A 25,553-nucleotide genomic window follows, 5' to 3' on the forward strand; every position below is an offset into this window, starting at 1 on the left:
TTTTAAAACCTTAGCAGAAAATATCAAATAAAACACCTGTCCAAACTTATTACCCTATTAAATTAAATTTAATAAGGTAATTAAGGCATTTTTTTGAGAGTCCTGCAGATGTTTAGTTATTTATCATTTCTATGCAAACTCATATCTGAAATTATCAAGAACAACAGGAGGAATTTTTCCTTTACCCATATTCTCTTTTGCATCCAAAATCTCTATTCCGACAAGTATTTCACCTTTAGCAAAGTCAAGCGCAATATCTTCAGAAAGCTGAACTGTTCTAACGTGTTCAACATCTTCAATTAATTCAATATACATAGCATCAGCTTGTTTGTCATAACTTATTTTCACTTTTTTCTCCTAAAAATAAAATGTATAAACTGTAATAACTATTATTTCATTACCCTCATCAACAATAATTGGGGCAACTTGTTTTATTGGATAAGAAGTATCGAGCCAGATTTTATTATAAGGAAGATTTAACCGACACATTATTTTATTACCATTTGCTGATTCACGATTTCCAAATTCTATTGCTTCAATTACTTATTCTTTTGTGGTTCCACGTTTTGATATCCGCTCCAAAGAATGTTGTGTAAAAATTATTTTCTTTTCCATAATGGTATCCGATAATCTACAATAATTTCAATTATTTACTCAATTTTACATTTATTACATTTGAATTTCACTTAAAAAAATAGCATTTTAACATAAAATACCAGATAATCCACAAAGTTTATTGAGCTGTTCTTATCAAAATATTTCTTTAAATATTAATGTAATCGAATTATAATGCACCAAATATTTTCAAAAATCAGCAAACATTTTAATTTTCAAAAGTAAGAAATTCTCACCTTACTTCCATAATTATCTCTGAATAATTTCCAAACCTAAAGAAATTCAAACATTTTGGCAAATGCTAAACATTGATTTTCAGTAAAACTTTCGCCCCGTATGAACTATGTTATCGTTAAAATGTCTGACAATCGCCTTTTTACTAATCCACGACTGCAATGTAAAACAACAGATGTTTTAGGAATTGAAATGTAAGGTTAGGGCTTGACCTGCCCTTATATTTTTTAGGGGCAGGGTTAATAATCAGATAGAAACCTTATCTTTTTTAAAAACCTTAGCAGAAAGAGTAAAGCGACTTAATCGTAATAACCTTATTACCTTATTAAAACGAAATCAATAAGGAAAAAGGTTTGGGTGGCTTTAACTTTGATACCTTTACATTTTATCATTAGTATTTTTCAAAAATACGTTATAATAATATATACCTGCTAATTTCGTTAAAAAGTATTAGTTTGTAAGTTATTGAAAAATTAAAATGCTTGTTATTTTACGGATGTAGATTTCATGGTCGTTGATAAAAGTAGAGAAACAGAGCCGGTTGCAATGAATGTATGGGTCAAGGATAGGATGATTTACCTTAAATTGACGGATTTCAGAATCATCGCTTTTCCAGCTGACTGGTTCAAAATTTTAAGTAAAGCTAATGATGCGGAATTACAAAAAGTCGAACTTCGGCTTAATAGTATTGCCCTCCGCTGGGAAGAATTAGATGAAGATATTACTGTAAAAGGTATTTTGGAAGGCAAATTCCAACTGTGATATGCTTGATAACGATATACCCTAATAAGCAACTTTAGCAAAAAGTAATAATTTCATAGATTGATTTAATGAGGTTCTTAAAAATATCATTTCCATTGAAAAAAATTGGAGAAATTGATTCTGAATTATTTTCAAAAATCAAATTAGCTATTAACCTTTTTATCGAAGAATAATTTTTCAGTTTATTCCCATTCCGCCAGTTGTAACAACTGACGGTACAGAAATTATTATTCAAATCTAAGGTACTGAATTTTCAGGAATTGATTTTTACTGCTAATATCCTTTGCAATTAGACCACAAAATTCATCAATTGATGTGTAACCTTTTTCATCCATCCATTTGGAAATACCATTGTTAATTATGCCGATATAGTCAAAACCATTCATCATAATTGCAGATGTTACCTGAACCGCTCTTGCACCAGCAAGCAGGTATTTAATAGCACCCTCACTATCGTGAACTCCTCCCGAGCCGGCTATATCGGCTTTCAGAGAATCAGAGAGTAGAGAAATCCATCTCAGTGAAGTATTCATATCGCTTGTCGAACTTAAATTGGACTCGCCTGTTACAGAAATTGATTCAATATCAATATTTGGTGTAAAGAGTCTGTTGAATAGCACAAGACCTTCAATTCCGGTTTCATCAATCTGCTTAAGTGCAGTATTGAAATTTGTGAAGAATGGAGATAATTTAACCGATACCGGAATCGTGCAATGGTCTCTGACAGCTGAAATAATTTTTGCAATATTCAGCAAAATTTCGTCTCCGCTTGATGAGTCGGCAGGAGATACTGAAATATTTAATTCTATAGCATTGGCACCCGCTTCCTCAAAACTTGAGGCAAACTGTGGCCATTCATAATCTGAAATACAGTTAATACTTGCTAATATGGGAATATTTAAACTTGTTTTACCAAATTCAATCAACTTAAGATAATGGTCAATAAGTTGATTTTCGGAATAATTGCTTATGCCTTTAACAGCTTCAGGATACCAGGAATGCAGTTTTCTGGATGAAATATCCCTTCCCGAATCCGTGAGTATCTGCTCTTCAAAAAGTGATTTTATAACAATAGCACCGGCACCGGCATCTTCAGCTTTTTTCATATTGTCTATGCTGTTTGTTAGCGAGGAACTTCCTACAATAACAGGTCCGGGCAAATTCAAGCCCATATATTTAGTCTTAATATTCATTGCTGCCTCACTTTAGGATTTTTGATTTTCTTTCTGCTTATTTACTACATAAATCAGATTTTCCAGCTCATGAACAATATTAATGTTATTGATAGTGAGTTCTGATGTACTCTGGAATTTTATAGGAGTAAAATTAAGAATGCCACCGATTCCTGAAGCTGCAAGCAGGTCAACTGTATGCTTTGCGACCATTTGCGGCACTGTCAAAATGCAAATTCTAATTTTGTTATCCATCACATAATCAGTAAGCTTATCTATATGCAAGATAGGAACTCCGGAATCACTTCTGATTTTGTCAGGCTCAGTATCAAAACCAGCGATTATCTGAATGCCTTCTTTCAGAAATCCCTGATAATTCATAAGTGCTTCACCAACCCTTCCAACACCGACAATAATGACTTTCTGAATTTCATCTTTACCAAGAATTTCGTCAATTTTAACAATTATAGAATCAATATCATAGCCGCCTTTGCGGTTACCGGTGATACCAAAATTTCCAAAATCTTTTCGCACAAGAGATGATGATATTTCAAGTGTATCTGAAATATTATCAGAAAATACTTTCTTAAATCCTAAACTCTGTAAATGTTTTAGAAGATTCTTGTAGTTAAGTAATCTTAAAATTTGTCCCTTATTTGTCATTTAAGTAAGTCTCTTCATATATTGAACAATAGTAGTTATCATAATTATTTTAAATTAATGTTCCAATTTTCACATAAATATTTTGATTTGGTACACTTAACAAAATATAAAATAACTTATTGTTATTAAATATACAAGAAATATTTTAAAAAATACAAAATAATTGAATATTTTTTAAATATTTTATTAAATATGAGTCAAGAATGAGTGAATATTTGGATAATTTATATTAAGGATTTACTTTTGAATTAAATCAATTGTTGAAATACTAAAAAAATATTTTCCATAAAAGAATGGCACTATCATTAATTTTTCAAAATAATCAACTGTAACTTGATAAAGTCGTATTAGTAATTTTGTTATTTGAAAATAATTGCTTAATTTTGCGTTATGAATTTAGTACCTTTGAAAATAAAGCGTGAGAATGACGGATTACTGGCAGCTGAATGGGCTGACGGCTTCAAATCTGTTATAAAAATAGAAAAACTTCGTTTGGAGTGCCCTTGTGCTGATTGCCGTGAAAAAAACGAACAATCCGGGAAAACAAATAAATTTTCGATGCCTACATTTACTCCTGGAAAGAATGAATTAAAATCTCTGACACCTGTTGGCAATTATGCAATTAATCCTGTTTGGGGCGATGGACACGATACCGGAATATATCCATGGGAGTTTTTCAGAGTAATATTTGAAAATTATAAATTAAGCGAAGATGAAGTTCAGGAATATTTGGATAAATTGAAGTCAAAGCCAAAACTTCCTGATTTGAATGTAAGGAGTAATTAATAATGAGAATGGTTGAAGTTCCAAGAGGGACTGAGCTAACTTGTAAAAACTGGCAAATTGAAGCCGCTTACAGGATGATACACCATAATCTTGACCCTGAGAATGCAGAGAAGCCCTCAGAACTCATAGTTTATGGTGGACTTGGAAAAGCAGCCCGCAATTGGGAGTGCTTCGATGCTATTGTTGATACACTCAAAAATATGGATGAAGACGAGACCTTGCTTGTTCAGTCAGGTAAACCTGTTGGTGTAGCCAAAACTTATACAGCCGCACCGAGAGTCATTATTGCAAACTCAAATCTTGTTCCTAAATGGGCAACCTGGGATGAATTCAGGCGCCTTGACAGTCTGGGTCTTATGATGTATGGACAGATGACAGCAGGCAGCTGGATTTATATCGGTACTCAAGGAATAGTCCAAGGGACCTACGAAACATTTGCAGAATGTGCAAGGCAGCATTTCGGGGGTGACCTTTACGGCAGATTCTTACTCACTGCCGGAATGGGCGGAATGGGTGGAGCTCAGCCTCTTGCCGCTAAATTTACAGGTGCAGTATCAATAACAATAGAAATTGATGAGACAAGAATTGATAAGCGTATTCATGATGGTTATTGCGACATTAAAATAGATAGTCTTGATTTAGCTCTCAACGTGATGAGAGATTATTGCTCAAGAAAAGAAGCTCTTTCAATCGGATTAATAGGCAACGCTTCAGAAATTCTTCCTGAGCTTATCAGAAGAAATATTATTCCGGATGTGGTAACTGACCAAACTTCGGCTCACGACCCGCTGAACGGGTATTATCCTGCAGGTCTCAGCAAATCTGAAGCAGACACTTTGAGGAAGGAAAATCCTGAGAAGTACCTTGAAGAGTCTTATAAGTCAATAGCCTCACACGTCAGAGCAATGCTTGATTTCCAGAAAGCTGGAGCAGTAGTTTTTGATTATGGAAACAATATCAGAGGAATAGCCAGAGATTACGGCGGAGTCAAAAATGCTTTTGACTTCAATGGATTTGTACCTGACTATGTCCGTCCTTTATTCTGTGACGGCAAAGGACCATTCAGATGGGTCGCTTTGTCAGGAAATCCTGCCGATATAGCAGTAACAGATAAAGCAGTCTTAGAATTATTCCCAAATGACGAGCCTCTTCACAGATGGATTAAAAATGCACAGAATCATATAGGGTATCAGGCATTGCCTTCAAGAATATGCTGGTTGGGTTACGGCGACCGAATGAAAGCGGGTCTTATGTTCAATGATTTGGTGAAAACCGGTAAAGTCTCAGCACCGATTGTAATCGGGCGCGATCATCTTGACTGTGGTTCGGTTGCATCGCCTCACCGCGAAACCGAATCTATGCTTGATGGCTCTGATGCTATATCAGACTGGGTGTTTTTGAATTTCGCTCTTAACGCTATTGGTGGTGCTTCATGGGTCTCATTGCACCATGGCGGAGGAGTAGGAATGGGATTATCTCAGCATGCAGGTATGGTGGTTGTCGCTGACGGAACTGAAGAAGCCGCCGGCAGATTGTCAAGAGTTCTTACTTATGATCCTCTGATGGGTATTCTCCGACATTCAGATGCAGGTTATAGCAGAGCGAAAGAAAATGCAGATAAGTTTGGCATAAATATTCCTATGTTATAATAGTTATTATTTATGTTAATTAGTATGACATTTTGTCATATTTAAAATATTATTTATGTTTTTTTAAAAAAGTTTAAATTTATTTGAAACCTTTTTGATTTTGATGTGTCATTATAATATAATTAATGTCGCATTTAGAAAAAACTTTTTTGAAATGATATAACGGAGGATGATGATAGTTTATTTTTACGAATTATTTTTTAGGTGATTGTTATTACAAAGGTTATTAAATATAAAAAACCGGAACACAAAAGTGATTCTAAAAATTATTATTATACATCTTCAAATAGGAGTGGCGATATGGATTTAGCATTGCAGATTGAGAACTTATTCCGTACTGACCGCAAGAAGTTTCTTGGGTTCATAAGACAGAGAGTTCGCAGTCAGGAAGAGGCAGAAGATATCTTGCAAGATGTTTTTACAAATGTTCTTGCAGCATCTGCTAATGTACAGAAACCTATTGAGAACATTGCATCATGGGTATTTACAGCCGTTAGAAACAGAATTATTGATTCTTACAGAAAAAAACGTGCTGAAACTTTTTCTGATATGCAGACACCCGGTCAGGCAGAAGACGGCGTTGATACATTCGAGAATTTCCTCGGTGATTTTACTACAAGCCCTGAAACTGATTTGATTCGCAAAACTATATGGGAATCAGTTCAGGAAGGTCTTGCTGAACTTCCACCTGAGCAACGAGAGGTGTTTGTTAAAAATGAATTTGAAGGTATTTCATTTAGAGAAATGTCAGAAGTTACAGGTGTTAACATTAACACTTTACTTGCTCGTAAACGCTATGCAGTTTTACATCTTAGAAAAAAATTGAAAGATCTCTACAGGTCAATAAACGAAAATTAATTTTGAAAAATACATCTCAAATTGAAAAAGGTTCAATTTAGCAAAGCTAAATTGAACCTTTTTGATAAGTGTCTTTGCAATTATTATTAACTGAAATCAATTATCTGGTTAAAGCATGTCTCAGAGACATATAGCCGACTGTTCCGAATCCCATCAAAAAGAGTAATTGGAATGGCATAGCAGCTATTTCAAGGTAAAAAGCTGAAATTATAATGCCTGCAACGAAATATAATGTCAAAAGTAACTCTAAAACAACTACTGCAGAAATCCTCTTCATTTTGTAACTGACTTTACGATTTATAGTTTGCTTTCCAATCATACCGTCTTTGGGCGTACGTGCAAATCCGCTTTTTTTACCAATTAATGCCTCAATTACTGCTTTAGTATTATTTACAGCAAACCCCATACTACCAGCAAGGAAAACAGGGAACAAAAGCAGTCTCTTTCTCCAGTCAAGATGAATTGCTTTCTGAGCGTAGGTATAGAACAGGAATGTTGAAACTGATGCCAGTACAAATATGGACATTAACGAATAAAACTGGTCAAAACCTCCAACAGTATTTTTAATAATAACTAGTGGAACATTAAGTAAAGCAACTATAATGATAAATGGAAAAACAATATTGCTTGTCAGATGTATGAATGATTCCAGTTTCATCTTAATTGGCAGGTTTGATTTCAAAACCATTGGCAAAATTTTCTTGGCAGTTTCTACAGCACCTTTCGTCCAGCGGAACTGCTGGGTTTTGAGTGCATTAATATCAGCAGGAAGCTCTGCCGGTGATGTAACATCATTCAGGTAGCGGAATTTCCATCCTCTGAGCTGAGCTCGATAACTGAGGTCTAAGTCTTCAGTGAGAGTATCAGCCTGCCAGTTTCCGGCATCAAATATAGTTGACTTACGCCATATTCCGGCAGTACCATTGAAATTGATGAAGAATCCGGCTTTGTTTCTAACTTGTTGTTCGAGAACAAAGTGACCGTCGAGAGCAAGAGCCTGTGCTTTTGTCAAATATGAGTATTCCTCATTTAAATGTTCCCATCTTGTCTGAACCATCCCAATTTCAGGATTGTTGAAGTGAGGTATTGTTTTCATCAGGAAATCGGGTTTTGGAACGAAATCAGCATCAAATATTGCAACAAATTCTCCTTCGGCACATTCCAAGCCATATTTCAAAGCTCCGGCTTTATACCCTATCCGATTTTCTCTGTGAATATATTTTATATTAACACCATTAGACTTATAAGCATTTACAATTTCTTTAGTCATTTTAACTGTGTCATCAGTTGAATCATCAAGCACTTGTATTTCTAGTTTATCTTTAGGATATTCAATTTCGCAAACAGATTTAATAAGTCTTTCAACTACAAACATTTCGTTATAAAGTGGAAGCTGAACAGTAACCATCGGAACAGCATCCGGCATAATTTCATAAGGAAGATGATGATTGAATGTTTTGCGGTAATAATATAGTAATACTAAACCGTGGATACCAAAACCAAACAGTACCGACAAAGACAAAAAATACACAATCATTATAATATTTTCAACAGGGAACATTATTTGCCCTTCTCCAATAATTTACACATTCGTTAATTTAAAAAATCACCAACCTGAAATCACCGCAAGCAGAACATCATCAGCAAGCTGGCTGAGTGCTGTTCTTATAGCATCCTCGCGACCTTGTTGTGCTTCTGATACGGCGTAGATATCGTAACTTGATATTGTTCGTTTTGTAATGACGACCTTTTTAATATTATCAAAAAATTCAACTTCACAAGCTATTTCTATTTTTCTTTCAGTCTCGAGTTCGCCCGGGCTTACAGACACGGGTGTCTCTCTGATTGAACTTATTGTCACAGATAATCTGGCATCTCCAGCCAAATCAACTATTTCGTATGTATTGTCATTAAGGAATAAATCTATAATATTATCTGTAAGTAATTCTCTGTATTGCGGATTACCAAATCCACTATTATCAATTACATTCTGAATTTGCATAGTTTTTAGGTGGGGTTGAGCTGAACCACCTGTAAAAGAATAGCAACCTTTCGCATATATGGTAATAAGCAATATCAAAAAAACAATATATAATCTGCTGATATACATATTTTTATTATTAATTGCAAATATTTCAGTTAAGAAAGGGATTATGTTTTCTTTCCCAGCCAATTGAAGTAGCCGGTCCGTGACCGGAATATACGTTGTAATTGTCCGGTAGCGACAAAAGTTCAGATTTAATTGATTCCAGAAGTAATGACATTGAGCCTCCCGGTAAATCAACTCTGCCTATACTTTCATTGAAAAGAGTATCACCTGCAAATATTACACCTTTACTATGTTCTACATAACAAACTCCACCCTCTGTATGTCCGGGTGTATGAAGCACTTCAAAGACTAAATTACCAATATTAATTTTGTCTTTATTTTTTGTAATTACATATTCATTTACTGATTCTATCTTGAACGGTAAGGGTATTATTGTGTGATTCATCGGTTCAGTCAGTCTGTGCAAATCATCCTCATGAACGTAAACGGGTGCTTTTGTAAGTCTGGCTAATTTAGCACAATCAGCAATATGATCCCAATGTGTATGCGTAAGAAAAATCGCTTCAATTTTCAGTCGCCGTTCTTCAATTAGTGAATTGAAATATGTCGTACTTTCTAATGGTGCATCAACTATTGCTGCGCTTCTGGATTTCTTGTCTATGACAAGATATCCTATTGTTGCAACCGGTCCAGCTTCTATTTGTATAATTTCCATTTAAATTTATTTATTTGCTAATACACCAAACACAAAAATAACTTATTTTTATCTAAAAAAAACAAGAAATATTTTATTAAATCACTATTGACTAATAAAAAAAAACAATATTTGATTTAATTATCAAATAATTGTAGAATTATAACATAATTAACGTAAAAAGGGCTGAATCCATTAAGATTCAACCCTGTTTAAAAAATGACTAAAAACTGCAATTAATATCTGTAAGTTACACCAAAGCTAATATTAAGTGGCATTCTGTTAACTATATAATTGCCATAACTGCTTATATTTTCTTGAGTAGGAAAATTTACTCTTTGCTCAGAGAAATCAATCCATCTGAATACACCGTCAACACGAATGTTCTTGCCTACATAAACCCCACCACCAAGAGAAAGATTCGTGATATTGGCATTTGCAATATCCATATGATAAGGCGATGTTGTTCTTTCGTAGCTTGCACGAGCGACAACCGGCATCATAGGAATATCGTATTCAAGTCCGAATCCCCATGTAGTCTGACCAACAAGCTCAAGAATTATTCTATTATTCAGAGCCATCAATTCCGGTACGGCATCGCTAAATTTCAACTGGGTCGCATCAGAATAAGATACTCCGGCAGCAAATGTAAGTCCCTCGCCATGAATGGACAAGCCGGCACTATAAACAAACGGCGTTCTGAGATTATAAGAATTTTTACCGCTATATTGATAAAACTCCGGCTGATGTCCTGATTTATATGAAGCATCAAATCTTGCATCAAAATTTTCATCCACCTGATACCATGTAGGGGTTTTAACAGCAACACCAAATCTCATAAAATTGCTTAATCTTGCCTGAATGCCAAGTGTAGCATTTATACCCGAAACATTCTGATTTAGATTCTGAACGGCATCAAGCCTGTTGAAAACACGTCCTTCGATAGATGTTCCCGAGTGAATACTGTTATTGTCAAATTCAGAATATTCCTTTCTGTAAGCATAATTGCCCCATTTGCCGGTAATGCCGAAACCAAATGCAACATATTCGCTTACATCAAATGATACGCCACCACTTACGTTCTGAAGACCGCCCGTTTCGGATATCATTGATGTTTGCTGCAAACTATCACCGAATGGTGTAACAAACCCGTTATCCGTGGCATCAGCAAGATATAGTAAATATGCCCAGTTATCGTTAGTATTTCTTGGTCCGAATGACGTTTCACTGCCTATCAATGTAGCTCTGGGATTGAATCCGGAAAATGAAAATATGCTGTTAAAATCATCCTCCAAAAAATATCCAATTGCAATAGCTGCTTTGGTATCGTCAAATGAAACCGGAATAGCTATACCAGCATGAGTAATATATTCATTGTTTGAACTGAGAATATTCTTTGATGAAACAAAATCGGTTTCATTATTAGTATTCGTAAAGCCTAATCCAAAAGACAATTCAGATTTGCCGATAAGGCTCAATCCTGCTGGATTATAGTACAAAGCACTGATGTCATCGGAAATTCCGTGAAAAGATACATTCATAGCCGCCGCTCTTGGAGTTATGATTCCGTTTGGCATAGTGTATCTTAAAGCATCTTCAATGAACTGAGCCCTGACCTGAGTAACAGATATTATTATAAATAAAAATATATATATGATTATCTTTGTCATAAACTACCTCGTTCTTCCACTGCTTGAACCTGAACTCGAACCGCGCCCGGAAGAAGAGCTTCCGCTTGATGTTCTGCCACTACTTGATGAGCCGCTTGAAGATGAACCTTGCTGAACAGTACCTGATGAAGACCCGCTGCTTCGTGAAGAGCCTGATGAAGGAGCTGTGGAAGTTGACGATGAACGTGTACTTCCGCTACTATTGCTGCTACTGCCACGAAATGTGCCGCTATTTGATGAAGACTCTGAACCTGATCTGTAAATATTAGTCGAGCCGGCTGTGCGTCCCTGATTTGAAGGAGTGCTTACTGTTCTTGAACTTGTAGTTCCGGTATTGTAAGGTTTGAATGTCTTATTTTCAACTCTTGAACTGGTAGTTGCATTTGTAGAAGTTGCTCTTGAAGAGCTTCCCGATGAGGATACTTCTCTAAATGTATTGCCTGAAGTTCCGACTGTGTTGCTTCTCACTGATGAAGATTCTACTCTTCCGCTTGAAGTTGCCGCCGAACCTGTCCTGTATCTGTTTGAGGAAGTACTTGTAGTCGCATTTCGACCCTGATTGTGTGAATAGCTGCCGCGATTTGCACCAAAACTTCTGTATGTGCTGTTGTCAATAGCTCTGCTGCTACGTGAGTAAACAGGCTGGTTGTACCAGTTATGGTAACCACCTACAAAATGACCACCCCAGTAACCTCCGTAATACGGATGATATGTGTACCATGGCGAATACCAGTTATAACCCCAGAAATTTGAATAATATAAAGAGAAATGACTGCCCGGAAACGGGTAAGATACCCATCCATGATAGCGATGCCACCAGGGAACCATTACCGGTACAAACACATGTGGATTATAATGATATGAATAATCAGCATGAACATAATCCAATCTTCTCATAGCTGCAGCATCATTCTGCGACATTGGATTTACCCAACCTGAATTAGTGCCGCCTGTTGCGACTGCTTCTTGTCCCTGATTAGATGAACGTGTTTCGGGATAATCAGGACTATTGTTATAACCAAAATATCCACCGGAACCGCCGGTCGAACTGCAACCTATCATTAGTGCAGCGGATGTTGCCAATATTAAAAATAACCTTTTCATTGCGTCCTCCTTAGTTTATCGTTTACTTAGATAACGAATAGCAATGAATAATGTTACATTATAATAATACTAATAATCAATTTTTTTTGGTTATTTTTTCAAAAATTGCTTAAAAAGTAAACAATTTATAAAACATTGAGGTAATTATAGAGATTTTGATAGGAATCCAGACCAAATTTTTTTCTGATATTATATTTATGATTTTCAATGCTTCGCACTGAAACTCTCAAAATAGTGGCTATATCTTTGGAATTTAATCCGGTTTTTGTCAAAGAGCAAACTTTTATTTCTGTAGGTGTGAGATTCGGGAAATTTGATGATAGAAAAGTGACGAAATTTGGATTGATTTCATGAAATCTTTGGGTAAACTCTTCCCAAACATTTGTGTCGGGTTTATTTTTGGATAAGTAATTAAGAATATTTCTTGATAGTTCTTTTTCTTTTTGACCTTCATTTTTTGAAATATTTGTTATAAATTTACTGATGCCCTCAACGAACTTAGTAAATTCAATAGATACTAAAAGCTGAGTCTGAAGTTTTTCGTTCTGCATCTTAACCTTTTGCTTGAGCATAGATATCTCAAGTGCCATTCTTTTTTGTTTTTCCTGTTGAAGTTTGACACTATCGTTGATGTTGTTTAATATTGAAAGAAGCAGATGTGGAGAATTATCCGTTTTGCGTGAGAGAAGTGAAGTTCTGCGGTTAAACCATAGATAATAACCCTTGTAGTGCTTCAGTCTGAAACTATGCTCTAAATATAGTTTATCTCCTTTGTCAGGCTTCTCTTCTTGAAGATTGTAAATAAATTCTGATTGTTTAATACTTGCCTCATCAATATCTTCATTATGAATTATTGAGTCAAAAAATTCATTCCCGCCGTTTATTAATATGTTTGGTTTATAGCCAAGCTCAATTTCTGCAAACTTATTTACATAAATATAAGGAGCTGAAATGCTCAAACAGTCATGAATGATAACAATCACCGGAGCAAATTCATATAATTTTTCTATAATATTTTGGTATTTAGTAACAAGCTGCCCTTGAGCTACATGAAAAGCATCAATCTCTTGCTTGACTAACTCACTGTAATTTGTACCATTTGTAGATGTTGTGGCTATAATCGCCGGCTCTTGTAATTTGTATTTGTGCTTTGACATTGTAATAATTTAAGTGATTTAAAAGATATATACTCAATATTGTAATCCAATTACAAATCAAAAGAGACTGACTCAGATTAAAAACCAAGAGACAGCCTCATTTGAAAAATATTCAAGTTAAAATTACATCATACCAGGTCTGACAACATTTAGAATTTCATCAATTGCATCAAATGCTTTATCTAAATCCCTAAAAATGTTAGTAGCCTGATATTTAGGATGGGGTAATTTCAATTTGACATCATAAACAGCGGCTTTAATTAATATACTTCCTCCTTCAATGATGAAAGAGCCGCAAACAACTTTTTTCACATTCAGTTTTCCAATTGCTTTCCACATATCGGTAAAGTATTGTGGATTAGCAGGGTCAAGATTAAGGTCAGCCAAAGCCGCCTCAACTGAATCAGCCGGAACTATACGGTAGCTCAATTCTTCAGGGTCAGCGCCAATGAGTGCATTGGTAAGACTATCCTGAAGTGTGAAGCACCATTCATTATAATCAAATTTCCCGTCCATATTTTGGAATGGGAGAACTGCAATTCGGTTTTGTGCACTAGATGTGTAAACAAATGCAAATGAAACCAAAATAATTGCAATAAGGGTGGAACTTTTTTTCATATCAGCACCTGTATATTTATGTTACATTGTTACTATTTAAATAGTCGTTAATTTCATTAAATCTACTTTTAATTTTCTCATACAAGGGTTTGGAACGTGTCCAGTCATTTGCTTTGGCATATCCCATCAGCTCAATACCCATGTCGCCAAGATCATTGAATCCAAACTGATAGCATGACCCTTTGATTGTATGTGCCATTCTGTATAACTCGTCTGTCTGATTATTAGCTTCGTATGTGTAATAATCATTTAAGTCATTTATCCAGGTTTCTACAAACTCCGGAATTAATTCTCTTATAAAAGGATCTTCAGGTAAATTCACAATTCAAATCCTAAATTTTTTAATATTCAAATTAAAGCAAAAAAAACATTAAAACCAAATTATTTTGTAAATATATAAAAATTAATGTTACTTTTTTCCCTTTATTAATTTTTTAGCTTGGTGTTAGAGGAATTTTATATAAAATTAGATAAATGAAAAATTTTGTATAATCCATACAAAATCGAATATTAGAAGAAAGCGATAAGCCGAATTCTGTCTTGAATGAAAATCACCCGAGGCAATCATTTATCTGGGACAGATGTCACCATCTGCCTCATGCAGCCTACCCAAGTTGCACGAAGTAAATCAACCCTTGGAACAAAGGGTAAATTCCGAAGAATTTCGCAACTCCTATTTGGCTTTGCTCCACGCGGGGTTTGCCGGGCTGCCAGATCACCCTGACACCGGTAGGCTCTTACCCTGCCCTTTCACCCTTACCTCCTGCGGCATAAATGCCCGGATAGGCGGTTTACTTTCTGTTGCACTTTCCGTCAGCTTCGATGGTAATTAAACTGTCGTTACTGCCTTCGGGTTACGAAGCGCGTTGTTCCTGTGGAGTTCGGACTTTCCTGAAAAGAATGACTCGTAAAAAGTCATTCTCCCCCGATTGCCTGCTTTCCCCTAAAATTCGCAATTATAAATCATATTTAGCGGAGAATTAAATTTTCAAAGAACTAAAATATTTCGCCTACTACAATATCATCTGGCAGTAATAATCTTCCGCAGTTTTCACAATAGTAAGTGTGGTTAGGATTATTACGTACTTCAACTATAATTTGAGCAGGTATTGCACTAAAACAACCTGTACAACTGTTCTTTTTGATAATAACAGCAGCATCACGGTGCATCGTGCGAATCCTTTCATAATCCTTTATAAATTTGCTCTGAATTATCTTTACTATATCAAGACGTTTATTCTGCAAATAAGTTAACTCTTCGTTCTGGTCGCCGGAAAGTAGCTGGGCTTCTTCGTATTTGTCCTCTAATTCTTTCTTTGCTTCATCATATTCTTTTGTCTGTCCTTCGAGAATATTCATGAGGTTTTCCTGCTTAACACCTTCAGTGCGAAGTCTGTCGCTCAATTTTTCATGCTCGGATTTCAGATGAGCTACTTCGTTGGTTATAGCATCAAATTCCTTATTATTTCTTACCTTAAACTGCTGTTCGGTAAGTCTTTCCTCTTTATCTTTAAGGTCAACAAGCGTTGCTTTTGCTGAGCTTACAAATTTTTTGATTTCAGCAAGAATACCCTCTGTTTCCTCAACAAGAAGCTTTTTCTCGTTGACTTTCATCTCGATTTTGTTTATCTGGTCAGGTAAATCACCATAATCTTCAAGCATTTCATCGAGACGCAGGTCTATGTTTGCTAATATCGCTATACATTGGATTTGAGAGTCCATCAATAATCACCATTTATTAAATATTTAAAATCAGTTATTTCTATTTTGTATGTAAAAATAATTTACAGGATTAGTATTAATACTTGAAAGTGTAATTTTTAAATTCATTTTTTCAAAGAGATTTGATATAATTTCGAACATCTTAGCCGAGTTAAACTGCTCCATTTCGTAATGACCTATATCAAATAACGCCATTTTTCCTTTTACTGCATGAAATAAATGATAAGTCAAATCTGCAGTTATGTATGCATCAGCTCCTGAGTTCAAAGCATTATCCAAAAAAGATGAACCGCTTCCGCCAACAATTGCTACACTATTTATAATATCACTTTTGCCATTTGTAAATTTCAAAGATGCTGAGAAAATTTCACTTAATAATTTTGCCAATTCATCAGTTGTCAAGCTTTCAGGCAGATTTCCAACAATACCGATTGCATTATTTTTACCTTGATCAGATTTAGCGAGCATCCTTCTGTCAGAAAGATTTAATTTATCTGCAATTATGTTGTTTGTTCCAAGCCTGTGTGTATCAAAATTTGTATGAATAACATAAAGTGCTATATCACTTAAAATTAACTTTCTCAGAATTTTTCCAACTCTTTCTTCATCCTGAATACTTCTTAAGGGAAAATAAATAAGAGGATGAAAAGAAATTATTAATTCAACACCTGCATTTTTTGCTTCATCTGCAACTTCATCGGTAAGCTCATAAGCTGTCAAAATTTTGCTCACTTGAGGCAAAGAACGTCCCAACTGCAGACCTGTACGGTCTCCATCAAGAATTGTATCTCCGGGAAATTCTCTTTCAAGTGTTTCTATGATTTCACTTAACAGCATTTTTTAAAAAACTTTTTTCAAAATTGTACTTATCCAATATGTAAAATTACGAAAGTTTCTGATGTCATACAATTCTTATGAATAATAAAACGTTATATTGGTGAAATATAACTAATAAATTTTAAAAAAATGAAAAAAACAGCACATTTTATCTTTTTTGCAATTTTTTTTATTTCAGGATTCAATCAGCTTTTTTCACAAACACCGGGGGGTGAAAAAGAGCCTGAATTCAATCCTGATAGCGTATTTGTATTCGAGTCACCCAGACCTTTGATTTCTAAAGGTGATAAAACCAATATCAAAGCATCTTCTTACGGATTAGATGTAATTCTATCAGATAGCGGATTTGGCTTTGGTTTTTTTTGGCAGCGACAAGTACTTGACGGCAATATGATAATTTTCTCAAATTTACTTCTTTCGGGAGCGCGTAATACTGATGAATTTGAGCAATTCATTAACGGCAGATGGCAAGTTATAAATAAAATCAACCGCGTCTACAAATTTCCCATGACATTTGGTCTTCAGCAGTTTATATTCAAAAATGCTCTATCTGAGTCACTACAGCCATTTTTGTCGCTTGGGATTGGACCTACTTTCATTTTGTCTAATCCATATACTTATGACCGTGAACCAAACGGCGAAATTATCGGTTGGTTCAAATCATTCGGATACAGTGAATTTTCTATGCGGTTTGGCGGCTCTGTGGGTATCGGAGCATATTTCGGCAATATTAATAACTCAATTTTAGGTGTTAATATTAAGTACCATTACATTCCTTATGGAGGAGATGGTATCGAAAGTATAATTGGTTTGCCGATGACAAATCTCGGTGGAGTTTTTCTATCGTTGACAATAGGAAGTGTTTATTAATATTTATTTTTAACTTTATAAATGACATTGAAATTTAAAACAGATCCGGATACCATATATCCATATACTTATGACTCTTCAAACTTGAAAGGTAGTGCTGAATTACTTTTTATACCCGAAAATTCTGATGAGCTAAACAATGCATTATTGTATTGTTATAATGAAGAAATAAAAATAACAATTTCAGGTGCAGGCACAGGAATAACTGGCGCAAGAGTTCCAAATGGCGGCGCAGTAATTTCAATGGAGAAATTCAAGAATATAAATTTATTGGATAATAACAGGGTTCAAGTCGGAAGTTCAGTAACCCTTGATGAACTTGATAAATTTCTTGCTGAACATAATTTATTTTTACCTCCTAATCCCACAGAGATTAATGCTTCAATTGGCGGTAATACTGCAAATAATGCTTCAGGAGCCAGAACGTTTAAATATGGACCCATACGCAGGTGGATTACCGGTTTAAAAGTCGTTCTGCCCAATGGCGATAGAATTAAATTAAAAAGAGGCGAGATTTTTGCAGAGAATTACAAACTAAGTATCCCCACAAAAAATGGTAGTATTTATTCAGTTAATCTACCGACTTACACAATGCCTGATGTTAAAAATGCCTCTGGTTACTTTACGGGAAGCAATATTGATGCAATAGACCTTTTTATTGGTTCTGAGGGCACACTTTGCGTTTTCGAGGAGATTGAACTCGAAGTCTTGCCGAGACCTGAAAATATTATCGGTGGCATTGTATTCTTTGATGATAATTACCGTTTGCTTGATTTTGTTACTGAATTGAGAAGTTTGAGTAGGCTTAATTTTGCAATTTCAATCAAAAAGAATGATAATCTTTGTGCAAGACTAATCGAATATTTTGATAGAAAGTCCCTTGATTTACTCTCGCCAAAATATCCTGAAATTCCTTCTGAATCAATTGGTGCTATTTGGTTTGAGCAGGAATATTACCTTGATTATGAAGAAGTGCTGATGACTAAATGGTATGAATTCATATCCAAATTTACAACACTTGCTGATGAGACATGGTTTGCTGTAAGCGATAAAGACCACCTGAAGCTAAAGGAATTTCGACATGAACTTCCACTTCAGGTCTATGAGAATTTGGCAAATAACAGCCAGAAAAAAGTTGGATTAGACTCGGCTGTTCCTGATGGTGATTTTCCAATTCTTTACAATCATTATCTTGACCAATTTGCTGATATTGATTTAGAATATGTTGTATTCGGACATATTGGAAACTGCCACTTACATGCAAATATTTTCTGCCGAAATGACGAAGAATATGCTTTTGCAAGAAAGCTTTATGATGAAAGTATAGATTTAGCTTTGAGTTTTGGTGGTACTGTTTCGGCTGAACACGGAATCGGCAAACTTAAGAAGCCCTATCTTATCAAGATGCTCGGACAAAATGCTATTGATGAAATGATTGAAGTTAAAAAAGTTTTTGATGACAAATTGCTTCTAAATATCGGTACTATGTTTGATTTACAGACTTTGTAAATTCACAATAAATTAATTCCTGATTGAATATGACTGGCTATACTGAAATAATTTTATCATTCACTCTGAGCGGAGTGGAAGTTTGTAGAAAAACTTCCACCCCGCATAGAATGAATCAACTTTGTTGAGAAATAGGTTCAATCGTTCTAACTAAAAATTAAACGACTTAATTTTTCACAATTACTTCTTATCGTCATCAACTACAGTATATTCAGCTTCTTCAACTGTATCTTCCTTAGCGGCTTCCGCTCCGGCTGTTTGCTCTGCACCGGGCTGAGCACCTGCTGCTGCATCTGCATTCTGATACATACGTGTCGAAGCGTCGCTCCAGATTTTATTCAGCTCATCCATAGCACTTCGGATATCTCCACCATCTTCTTTGACTGCTGCTGCAAGTTTGTCTTTGGCAGCTGTGATATTTTTCTTATCTTCTTCAGTAAGTTTATCGCCTAATTCATTCAATTGTTTTTCAGTTGAATAAACTAAAGCATCAGCCTGATTGCGCATATCAATTTCTTCACGACGTTTTTTATCTTCATCTGAATGTTTCTGAGCATCATTCTTCATTTTTTCAATTTCCTCTTTTGAAATACCGCTTGATGCTTCAATGCGAATATTTTGCTCTTTGCCACTTGCCTTGTCTTTAGCTGTTACTCCCAATATACCATTAGCATCAATATCAAAAACAACTTCAACTTGTGGAATGCCACGTGGAGCAGGTGGAATACCATCTAAATGGAATCTTCCGAGTGAGCGGTTATCGCGCGCCATTGGTCTTTCTCCCTGCAGAATGTGTACTTCTACACTTGTCTGATTATCAGTTGCTGTAGAGAATATTTCGCTCTTACGCGTTGGTATGGTTGTATTTGCCTGAATCATTGGTGTCATAACACCACCGAGAGTCTCAATACCTAAGCTAAGCGGGGTTACATCAAGAAGAAGGATGTCCTGTACGTCACCGGCAAGTACGCCGCCTTGTATTGCAGCTCCGACAGCAACAACTTCATCAGCATTAACTCCACGAGAAGGTTCTTTACCGAAAAAGCTCTTCACTAATTCCTGAATTTTGGGAATGCGTGTTGAACCGCCAACCAAAATTACTTCATCAATTTGGCTTGGAGTTAGCTTTGCATCTTTCATTGCCAATTCACAAGGTTTTAGAGAATTCTCGAATAAATCAGCACAGAGATTTTCAAATTTTGCTCTTGTGATGTTCACATTAAAGTGTTTTGGACCATCTTGTGTTGCAGTGATAAATGGTAAGCTGACATCTGTCTGAAGCATCTGTGAAAGCTCAATTTTTGCTTTTTCTGCTGCTTCACGTAGTCTCTGGAGAGCCATTGGATCTTTTCTTAAGTCAATACCTTCCTGACGTTTAAATTCGTCGGCAAGAAAGTCAATCAATTTCTGATCGAAGTTATCACCACCAAGATGTGTATCACCATTTGTTGATTTTACTTCAAATACACCGTCGCCGATTTCGAGAATAGAAATATCAAATGTACCACCACCAAGGTCATAAACGGCAACTGTCATATTTTTGCCTTTCTTGTCCAAACCATAAGCAAGTGCAGCAGCAGTTGGCTCATTTATGATACGCTTAACAGTCAAACCGGCAATTTCGCCGGCATCTTTTGTTGCTTGACGCTGTGCATCATTAAAGTAGGCAGGAACTGTAATTACAGCTTCTGTAATTTTCTGACCAAGATAATCTTCAGCTGTTTGCTTCATTTTCTGAAGAACCATAGCTGATATTTCAGGTGCAGAATATTTCTTACCGTCAATATCGACACGAATAGTATTTCCGTCATCGCTTGCAACTACTTTGAAAGGTACCATTTTAGCCTCTTCAGTAGCTTCATTCAGGCGTCTGCCCATAAATCTTTTGATTGAATAAACAGTATTGTGAGGATTTGTAACTGCCTGACGCTTTGCAGCCTGACCTACAAGTCTTTCACCATTTTTTGTAAAACCAATCATAGATGGGGTTGTGCGACCACCTTCGCTGTTAGCAATAACGATAGGGCTCGAACCCTCCATAACAGCGACACATGAATTTGTAGTTCCTAAGTCAATTCCAATAATTTTACCCATTTCAGAAAACTCCTTTATTATTTAAAAAATTATTATATTTATTGTCATTTTGTCATATTGCGACATTGTGTCATTAAATACCTACTCATTTTGACATTTTGTCGCAACGCTTTGCAAAATAAATTATAATTATATACATTACGAATTGCGTGCCAAAAAATATGGAAAGCCCAATTTCTTAAAATAAATAATAACCACCATATGTTTACAAATTTGCATTTGTTACGTTTTGTCATTATGTTGATTTTCAATACAAAAAGGTTTTAATTAAAATGAAAAAATTGCTGTTTTTTTATATACTTTTTAATGTATCTGTTTGTTATGCTGAAGATTACATCTTTGTGGATAAGGAGCGTTGGAAAACTTTTCATCATGATTTTACTATTACTGAAAAAGTTAGCGCCTGGTACTTACCATTTAAAACAGCGGATAGAAAAGATTTAAAATCTATTTCTGTTATCAGTACTTTCGGGTCTGCAAGGAACTCTTTCCGTAAAGGTCATTATCATACAGGACTTGATTTAATGCCCAAAAAACATAAAGAGCCGGTTGATGTTTATGCTATGGCAGAAGGCGTTGTAGTATCTGTACACCTCGGAGACCCGCATCAAACCGTTGTTGTAAAGCATAAAACAAAAGATGGCGAAACAATTTACAGCGTATATAAACACATTACAGATGTTAAAGTCAGAAACGGCGACAAAGTAAGTCATGAAACAAAAATTGCAAGAGTGCTCACAAAGGCTGAAGGAAAGAAACACGGCGGTAATTATGACCATCTGCATCTTGAAATCCGTAAAAAATTTGATGATTATGGATGTGCAAGCTGGCTAACAATGACTAAAGAAGATCTAAGCTTAAGGTTTTATGACCCGCATAAGTTTATGAAAGAAAATGTAACAAAGTAAATGACTTGAATTTTTTTTTAAAAGTAAATTATTCACATCTGCTTATGTCTTAGTTTTAAATATTGTTATTAATCCTGCAACAAGAAATATAAGATTTGCTATCCATCCGCTGAGAATAGGGTCTAAACTATAGGCATAAGCGATTGTTTTGCTGACCTCGGTGAAAATCATATACGCAAAAGAAATAACCATTGCCGCACCTATTTGGATTGCAATTCCACCCTTTCTTCTGACAGATGCAAAAGGAACTCCGAATAATATGACAATCAAATTTGCAAAAGGGAAAGCCCAACCTCCATAATATTCTATTAATTGTTTGCGAACGTCTTTTCCTCCCATTTTCAGGATACGTATATAATTCCATAAGTCATCGAAATTCATTTCTTTGGGGTCTCTGCGAAGCTGCTCGATATCGCGGTGTCTGAGTCTGATAGGAATTTCGGCAGTATCAATTGAAACAGTCGTCAGACCTGATTCATTATAATCTCTCTTGATAATTTTGGCACCTATCCACTTATGAGAAACTGTATCCCATGTTACAGTGTTGGCTTCAATTCTCGAAATTAATCTCGGACTTTCTTCGCTTGAAAAATCTTCAATCGAAACTCGGTTGCCCTGCATCATTTGTGAGTCATAATATTGCATTATTATATTTCTGGTCGGAGTGTCACGTAAGTATAAATTATATATCGAATTACCGAGATTGCTCTTACTGAGATATTTTTGCTCAATTTGCTTTTTGTATTCATTAGCAACAGGAACAACCCAACCATTGAAATATAATTGAAGAAAGCTTAGCATAACAGCCATCAGTAAAAGTGGCAACATCAATCTGTAAAGGCTCATACCACCTGACTTCATAGCAGTTATTTCATTGAGTGTCGAAAGCCTGCCGACAGTAAACAGGGTAGCAATCAGTGTGGAAATGGGTGTAAGAAGTTTTATGATTTCCGGTAGATAATAAATATAATATTTAATAATTACAATGGTTGTTGCTTTCTGGTCTAAGAAATTATCAAGATTTTCGAGCAGATTAACTACCACAAAAATTGTACAAAGTGCAATAATTCCAAACACGAATGTAAATATAAATTGCTTTGCTATATATCTGTCAATTAAATTCAAATTGCATTTCTAATTTTAATTTTCCAAAAAATTTCGTTGTGTTTTGATTCAATGACAATCACATTTGAAGAATATTTCATTCCATAAGAAGGTGAATATTGATAATTCTCAACTTTAAGGTTATTAATTACTGATTCAATCTCAAATAATGTAGCACCTGTTTTCATAAAAACAGTAGTTTCAGATTTATTTAAAATTTCAACTTGAGGCGAAAGATGAAATGATACCCTTTTAAATGAGCTTATTTCACAAATATCGCAACCAATTATTTCATTGTTTTTGAAAGTTAGAATTCTTTCATGAGGCTTTTCATAAGCTAAATGACGTCCCGAAAATTCATTATCACTAAGCCTTAAAACTTCAGATTTGGACTTGTCTTCAAGCCAGAACAAATCTCCTCCTCTGCCTTTTGGAATATGGTTCTGCTCCAAACCTTCGATTGATAAAGTGTTGTGATTTTTTGTAGAACGAAACTTATTCCTTAATTCAGGAGATGCTGTATAGGTGAACGTACCGCTATCACAAATCAGCAAATCACTCCCTGAGTATAATTCAAATGACAGTTGGTCATTATGAGCATGTCCACCTTTGCCATGCTGACCAAGTGAGCCGCATCTGACTGCCATTTCGTATAATTCAAATCTATAGATATACACACCAAAATTGCTAAAGAATGACGTTATCCTGTTAAATCTTTCGCCGTAAAAGTATAATGACAATTTTTCGAGCTCTGTCCTGTCGCTTACAAGGATTTGACCTGCTGAGCCATATTTTGGTATAAGTCTGAAGAAAAAACCGTCATCGTTATCACCAATAAGGTAATCCCGGGAATCCGGCGCCAATGTGCTTAATGTAAACTCAGCAATCTTTTTGACCTTGTTTGAAAATATCTCAGGTTGTTCTATCCTGCAATTTTCAGAAATTGCTAAAAAGTGCTTTGTTGAAATTCTTTCTCTCAAATCTTTATGCAAATTATTTTTTTTTGAATGATTTTTGTATTCATCAATATTTTCATATTTTAGCTGTTCCATTCGCTTTTTATCAGAATTCTTCAGCAAAAGCAAGCTATGGAAAAGCATTTCAGCTGCGAAATTGTGATATGGAAGTGAGGCCTCGAAATTCCCGCCATCAGCATAAAACTGATAATCTGTTTCGATAAATAATTCATTAACTGCGAAATTGAAAGCAAATTGAGTTTGTTCACTCAAAGGCAAAAATATGCTTAAATAAGTCAATCCGCAAATATTTGTATAATAATGATTTGCTCTCATACCGGATGACCACTCCAGATTACTGATAATAAATATCAAATGGTCATTTAAATAATTAAATAGAACTTTTTTAAAATCATCATCGAACTTTGCACCAGAACTTTGAAATAGTGAATAAGTACTTGTGATATTGACAGCCCTCAATGCAACATCCATAGCAGACATCCATTGAACGCCATAAAGAGGAGGATTAAAAGCAATGAAGTCTAAAATTTGATTCTTATATTCGTTAAAATATTTATCTTCACCGGTGAGATTATAAACATAAAAAAGCATTATAAGATGGCTCAGACGTCCAAGTTCCCACGGTACTTTAATATCAGCACCCTCAATATTGCCATAAGTAATTTTCTTGTGATAATAATTGGAATCCCACCTGAACCCCGATTTGAAATCACGTTGCCAATCTATTAATTTATAATCAACATCAATTTTATCAAGAACTAATTTTGAATAGTGATAATTTTTCTCTGAAACACAAATTTTCAGTAATTGATTATAATCTGAAAACCGGATTTTATGATTATAATTAATGTTTTCAAAACCCTTTGTATCAGAATTATATGTTACATCTTGCAAGCCGGAGCCAAGTAGATTAAATTTATGCAACATTATACTATCAGCAATATTCAATATTCTATCTTTTATGATAAAATCAAGACTCAAATCATTTGACAAATACAAGTTGTAATTGCCATTAATATCAAAATCATAATTGCTGTATGTTAGCGATTTAACTGCAAGGGAATGTTGTTGCCAACTGATAAATCTATTAATTAATTTATCAGTTACACGCTTTAAAAAAAACCTTATTCCTTTTGATTTGATGATTTTTAACATAAAATTTCACATTTTGCCAATCAGTCATTACAAACTTAATACATTTTGGAAAATTTTTTTACATAATAATAGTCTTTAGCTAATTATATTGTAATTTTTTTATTTTATTTGGAGTAATTAATGTCTTCTAATATATCTACAAGCACGAATATAGACGATTATGAAATCTTGATAAGAAGAAGAGGCGAGAACGAATATGCATCATATTGTCCACAACTAAATCTGATGCTTACCGGCACTTTCCATGAAGAAGTTGAGAATAAGATGTATGAAAAAATTCAGAATCATATTCAACAACTCAAAGTAACATTGAATCAAGACCCCTCTAAAAATTAATATTTCTTG

24 protein-coding genes and 1 other RNA gene are annotated in these 25,553 nt (G+C 35.0%); 8 read left to right on the forward strand and 17 right to left on the reverse strand.

Going from position 1 to position 25,553, the window contains the following annotated elements; translation table 11 throughout:
- Window positions 1-129 precede the first annotated feature (129 nt).
- On the reverse strand, window positions 130-348 hold the full coding sequence (locus tag KF896_16530) for a DUF2283 domain-containing protein (GenBank protein ID MBX3045321.1): 219 nt from the start codon (window positions 346-348) through the stop codon (window positions 130-132).
- Window positions 349-1,356: 1,008 nt separating this feature from the next.
- On the opposite strand from KF896_16530, the gene KF896_16535 reads away from it, so the two are divergent.
- Window positions 1,357-1,611: a DUF2442 domain-containing protein gene (locus tag KF896_16535; GenBank protein MBX3045322.1), complete on the forward strand. Its 255-nt coding sequence runs from the start codon at window positions 1,357-1,359 to the stop codon at window positions 1,609-1,611.
- A 227-nt stretch (window positions 1,612-1,838) separates the two neighbouring features.
- On the opposite strand, the gene KF896_16540 is transcribed toward KF896_16535, so the two are convergent.
- Both KF896_16540 and KF896_16545 read right to left on the reverse strand, forming a co-directional pair.
- Complete coding sequence (locus KF896_16540; protein ID MBX3045323.1) at window positions 1,839-2,804, reverse strand: dihydroorotate dehydrogenase-like protein; 966 nt, start codon at window positions 2,802-2,804, stop codon at window positions 1,839-1,841.
- Between the two features lie 12 nt (window positions 2,805-2,816).
- On the reverse strand, window positions 2,817-3,446 hold the full coding sequence (locus KF896_16545; GenBank protein ID MBX3045324.1) for a redox-sensing transcriptional repressor Rex: 630 nt from the start codon (window positions 3,444-3,446) through the stop codon (window positions 2,817-2,819).
- 390 nt (window positions 3,447-3,836) lie between these two features.
- Here KF896_16545 and KF896_16550 point away from each other — a divergent pair, with 390 nt between their 5' ends.
- The 3 genes from KF896_16550 to KF896_16560 all read left to right on the forward strand — a co-directional run bounded on the left by KF896_16550 (window position 3,837) and on the right by KF896_16560 (window position 6,739).
- Window positions 3,837-4,232: a DUF971 domain-containing protein gene (locus KF896_16550; GenBank protein MBX3045325.1), complete on the forward strand. Its 396-nt coding sequence runs from the start codon at window positions 3,837-3,839 to the stop codon at window positions 4,230-4,232.
- A gap of 2 nt (window positions 4,233-4,234) precedes the next feature.
- Window positions 4,235-5,881 carry a urocanate hydratase gene (gene hutU, locus KF896_16555; protein MBX3045326.1) on the forward strand — a complete coding sequence of 549 codons (1,647 nt, stop codon included), beginning with the start codon at window positions 4,235-4,237 and terminating at the stop codon, window positions 5,879-5,881.
- A 300-nt stretch (window positions 5,882-6,181) separates the two neighbouring features.
- A complete protein-coding gene (locus KF896_16560; protein MBX3045327.1) occupies window positions 6,182-6,739 on the forward strand; it encodes an RNA polymerase sigma factor in 558 nt (185 codons plus the stop codon).
- Between the two features lie 100 nt (window positions 6,740-6,839).
- On the opposite strand, the gene KF896_16565 is transcribed toward KF896_16560, so the two are convergent.
- From KF896_16565 to KF896_16615, 11 genes are all read right to left on the reverse strand, one after another.
- A complete protein-coding gene (locus tag KF896_16565) occupies window positions 6,840-8,300 on the reverse strand; it encodes a glycosyltransferase family 2 protein (protein ID MBX3045328.1) in 1,461 nt (486 codons plus the stop codon).
- Window positions 8,301-8,345: 45 nt separating this feature from the next.
- A complete protein-coding gene (locus tag KF896_16570) occupies window positions 8,346-8,819 on the reverse strand; it encodes a hypothetical protein (GenBank protein MBX3045329.1) in 474 nt (157 codons plus the stop codon).
- A 55-nt stretch (window positions 8,820-8,874) separates the two neighbouring features.
- Complete coding sequence (locus KF896_16575; protein ID MBX3045330.1) at window positions 8,875-9,504, reverse strand: MBL fold metallo-hydrolase; 630 nt, start codon at window positions 9,502-9,504, stop codon at window positions 8,875-8,877.
- A 215-nt stretch (window positions 9,505-9,719) separates the two neighbouring features.
- The gene (locus tag KF896_16580) at window positions 9,720-11,153 is read right to left on the reverse strand and encodes a hypothetical protein (GenBank protein ID MBX3045331.1); all 1,434 of its coding nucleotides are present in this window, start codon (window positions 11,151-11,153) and stop codon (window positions 9,720-9,722) included.
- Between the two features lie 3 nt (window positions 11,154-11,156).
- A complete protein-coding gene (locus tag KF896_16585; protein ID MBX3045332.1) occupies window positions 11,157-12,257 on the reverse strand; it encodes a hypothetical protein in 1,101 nt (366 codons plus the stop codon).
- 125 nt (window positions 12,258-12,382) lie between these two features.
- Entirely contained in the window at window positions 12,383-13,414 is a 1,032-nt protein-coding gene (locus KF896_16590) for a helix-turn-helix transcriptional regulator (GenBank protein ID MBX3045333.1), read from the reverse strand.
- A gap of 123 nt (window positions 13,415-13,537) precedes the next feature.
- Window positions 13,538-14,032: a hypothetical protein gene (locus KF896_16595; protein ID MBX3045334.1), complete on the reverse strand. Its 495-nt coding sequence runs from the start codon at window positions 14,030-14,032 to the stop codon at window positions 13,538-13,540.
- A 16-nt stretch (window positions 14,033-14,048) separates the two neighbouring features.
- Window positions 14,049-14,354: an Hpt domain-containing protein gene (locus KF896_16600; GenBank protein ID MBX3045335.1), complete on the reverse strand. Its 306-nt coding sequence runs from the start codon at window positions 14,352-14,354 to the stop codon at window positions 14,049-14,051.
- A 186-nt stretch (window positions 14,355-14,540) separates the two neighbouring features.
- Window positions 14,541-14,977, reverse strand: an RNA gene (rnpB, locus tag KF896_16605) — RNase P RNA component class A.
- Between the two features lie 51 nt (window positions 14,978-15,028).
- Complete coding sequence (locus tag KF896_16610) at window positions 15,029-15,754, reverse strand: hypothetical protein (protein MBX3045336.1); 726 nt, start codon at window positions 15,752-15,754, stop codon at window positions 15,029-15,031.
- Window positions 15,755-15,784: 30 nt separating this feature from the next.
- Window positions 15,785-16,591 (reverse strand): Nif3-like dinuclear metal center hexameric protein, encoded by an 807-nt coding sequence (locus KF896_16615; protein MBX3045337.1) that lies wholly within the window; start codon window positions 16,589-16,591, stop codon window positions 15,785-15,787.
- A 129-nt stretch (window positions 16,592-16,720) separates the two neighbouring features.
- Here KF896_16615 and KF896_16620 point away from each other — a divergent pair, with 129 nt between their 5' ends.
- Window positions 16,721-17,461: a hypothetical protein gene (locus tag KF896_16620; GenBank protein MBX3045338.1), complete on the forward strand. Its 741-nt coding sequence runs from the start codon at window positions 16,721-16,723 to the stop codon at window positions 17,459-17,461.
- Window positions 17,462-17,482: 21 nt separating this feature from the next.
- A complete protein-coding gene (locus KF896_16625; GenBank protein ID MBX3045339.1) occupies window positions 17,483-18,970 on the forward strand; it encodes an FAD-binding oxidoreductase in 1,488 nt (495 codons plus the stop codon).
- A gap of 180 nt (window positions 18,971-19,150) precedes the next feature.
- Here KF896_16625 and dnaK read toward each other — a convergent pair whose 3' ends face one another.
- A complete protein-coding gene (gene dnaK / locus KF896_16630; GenBank protein ID MBX3045340.1) occupies window positions 19,151-21,064 on the reverse strand; it encodes a molecular chaperone DnaK in 1,914 nt (637 codons plus the stop codon).
- Window positions 21,065-21,336: 272 nt separating this feature from the next.
- On the opposite strand from dnaK, the gene KF896_16635 reads away from it, so the two are divergent.
- Window positions 21,337-21,972, forward strand: a complete 636-nt coding sequence (locus KF896_16635; protein MBX3045341.1) for a M23 family metallopeptidase — start codon at window positions 21,337-21,339, stop codon at window positions 21,970-21,972.
- Window positions 21,973-22,014: 42 nt separating this feature from the next.
- Here the strand turns inward: KF896_16635 and KF896_16640 are convergent, their stop codons facing one another.
- Together KF896_16640 and KF896_16645 are read right to left on the reverse strand one after the other, a co-directional pair.
- Window positions 22,015-23,097, reverse strand: a complete 1,083-nt coding sequence (locus KF896_16640; protein ID MBX3045342.1) for an LptF/LptG family permease — start codon at window positions 23,095-23,097, stop codon at window positions 22,015-22,017.
- Window positions 23,094-25,208: an alginate lyase family protein gene (locus KF896_16645; GenBank protein ID MBX3045343.1), complete on the reverse strand. Its 2,115-nt coding sequence runs from the start codon at window positions 25,206-25,208 to the stop codon at window positions 23,094-23,096. Before KF896_16645 ends, KF896_16640 begins: the two co-directional genes overlap by 4 nt.
- 120 nt (window positions 25,209-25,328) lie before the next feature.
- Between KF896_16645 and KF896_16650 the strand changes: the two genes are divergently transcribed.
- Window positions 25,329-25,544 carry a hypothetical protein gene (locus tag KF896_16650; protein MBX3045344.1) on the forward strand — a complete coding sequence of 72 codons (216 nt, stop codon included), beginning with the start codon at window positions 25,329-25,331 and terminating at the stop codon, window positions 25,542-25,544.
- Window positions 25,545-25,553: the final 9 nt, after the last annotated feature.

The organism is Ignavibacteriota bacterium, from assembly GCA_019637995.1.
In the GTDB taxonomy this organism is placed as follows: domain Bacteria; phylum Bacteroidota; class Ignavibacteria; order Kapaibacteriales; family UBA2268; genus JANJTB01.

What these genes read in the sequence shown, in the direction of transcription:
- KF896_16540 (MBX3045323.1), bottom strand. Translation starts at nt 2,804, where the DNA reads ATGAATATTAAGACTAAATATATGGGCTTGAATTTGCCCGGACCTGTT.
- KF896_16560 (MBX3045327.1), top strand. Translation starts at nt 6,182, where the DNA reads ATGGATTTAGCATTGCAGATTGAGAACTTATTCCGTACTGACCGCAAG.
- KF896_16535 (MBX3045322.1), top strand. Translation starts at nt 1,357, where the DNA reads ATGGTCGTTGATAAAAGTAGAGAAACAGAGCCGGTTGCAATGAATGTA.
- KF896_16645 (MBX3045343.1), bottom strand. Translation starts at nt 25,208, where the DNA reads ATGTTAAAAATCATCAAATCAAAAGGAATAAGGTTTTTTTTAAAGCGT.
- KF896_16610 (MBX3045336.1), bottom strand. Translation starts at nt 15,754, where the DNA reads ATGGACTCTCAAATCCAATGTATAGCGATATTAGCAAACATAGACCTG.
- KF896_16565 (MBX3045328.1), bottom strand. Translation starts at nt 8,300, where the DNA reads ATGTTCCCTGTTGAAAATATTATAATGATTGTGTATTTTTTGTCTTTG.
- KF896_16635 (MBX3045341.1), top strand. Translation starts at nt 21,337, where the DNA reads ATGAAAAAATTGCTGTTTTTTTATATACTTTTTAATGTATCTGTTTGT.
- hutU (MBX3045326.1), top strand. Translation starts at nt 4,235, where the DNA reads ATGAGAATGGTTGAAGTTCCAAGAGGGACTGAGCTAACTTGTAAAAAC.
- KF896_16615 (MBX3045337.1), bottom strand. Translation starts at nt 16,591, where the DNA reads ATGCTGTTAAGTGAAATCATAGAAACACTTGAAAGAGAATTTCCCGGA.
- KF896_16625 (MBX3045339.1), top strand. Translation starts at nt 17,483, where the DNA reads ATGACATTGAAATTTAAAACAGATCCGGATACCATATATCCATATACT.
- dnaK (MBX3045340.1), bottom strand. Translation starts at nt 21,064, where the DNA reads ATGGGTAAAATTATTGGAATTGACTTAGGAACTACAAATTCATGTGTC.
- KF896_16550 (MBX3045325.1), top strand. Translation starts at nt 3,837, where the DNA reads ATGAATTTAGTACCTTTGAAAATAAAGCGTGAGAATGACGGATTACTG.
- KF896_16590 (MBX3045333.1), bottom strand. Translation starts at nt 13,414, where the DNA reads ATGTCAAAGCACAAATACAAATTACAAGAGCCGGCGATTATAGCCACA.
- KF896_16620 (MBX3045338.1), top strand. Translation starts at nt 16,721, where the DNA reads ATGAAAAAAACAGCACATTTTATCTTTTTTGCAATTTTTTTTATTTCA.
- KF896_16580 (MBX3045331.1), bottom strand. Translation starts at nt 11,153, where the DNA reads ATGACAAAGATAATCATATATATATTTTTATTTATAATAATATCTGTT.
- KF896_16595 (MBX3045334.1), bottom strand. Translation starts at nt 14,032, where the DNA reads ATGAAAAAAAGTTCCACCCTTATTGCAATTATTTTGGTTTCATTTGCA.
- KF896_16650 (MBX3045344.1), top strand. Translation starts at nt 25,329, where the DNA reads ATGTCTTCTAATATATCTACAAGCACGAATATAGACGATTATGAAATC.
- KF896_16585 (MBX3045332.1), bottom strand. Translation starts at nt 12,257, where the DNA reads ATGAAAAGGTTATTTTTAATATTGGCAACATCCGCTGCACTAATGATA.
- KF896_16575 (MBX3045330.1), bottom strand. Translation starts at nt 9,504, where the DNA reads ATGGAAATTATACAAATAGAAGCTGGACCGGTTGCAACAATAGGATAT.
- KF896_16545 (MBX3045324.1), bottom strand. Translation starts at nt 3,446, where the DNA reads ATGACAAATAAGGGACAAATTTTAAGATTACTTAACTACAAGAATCTT.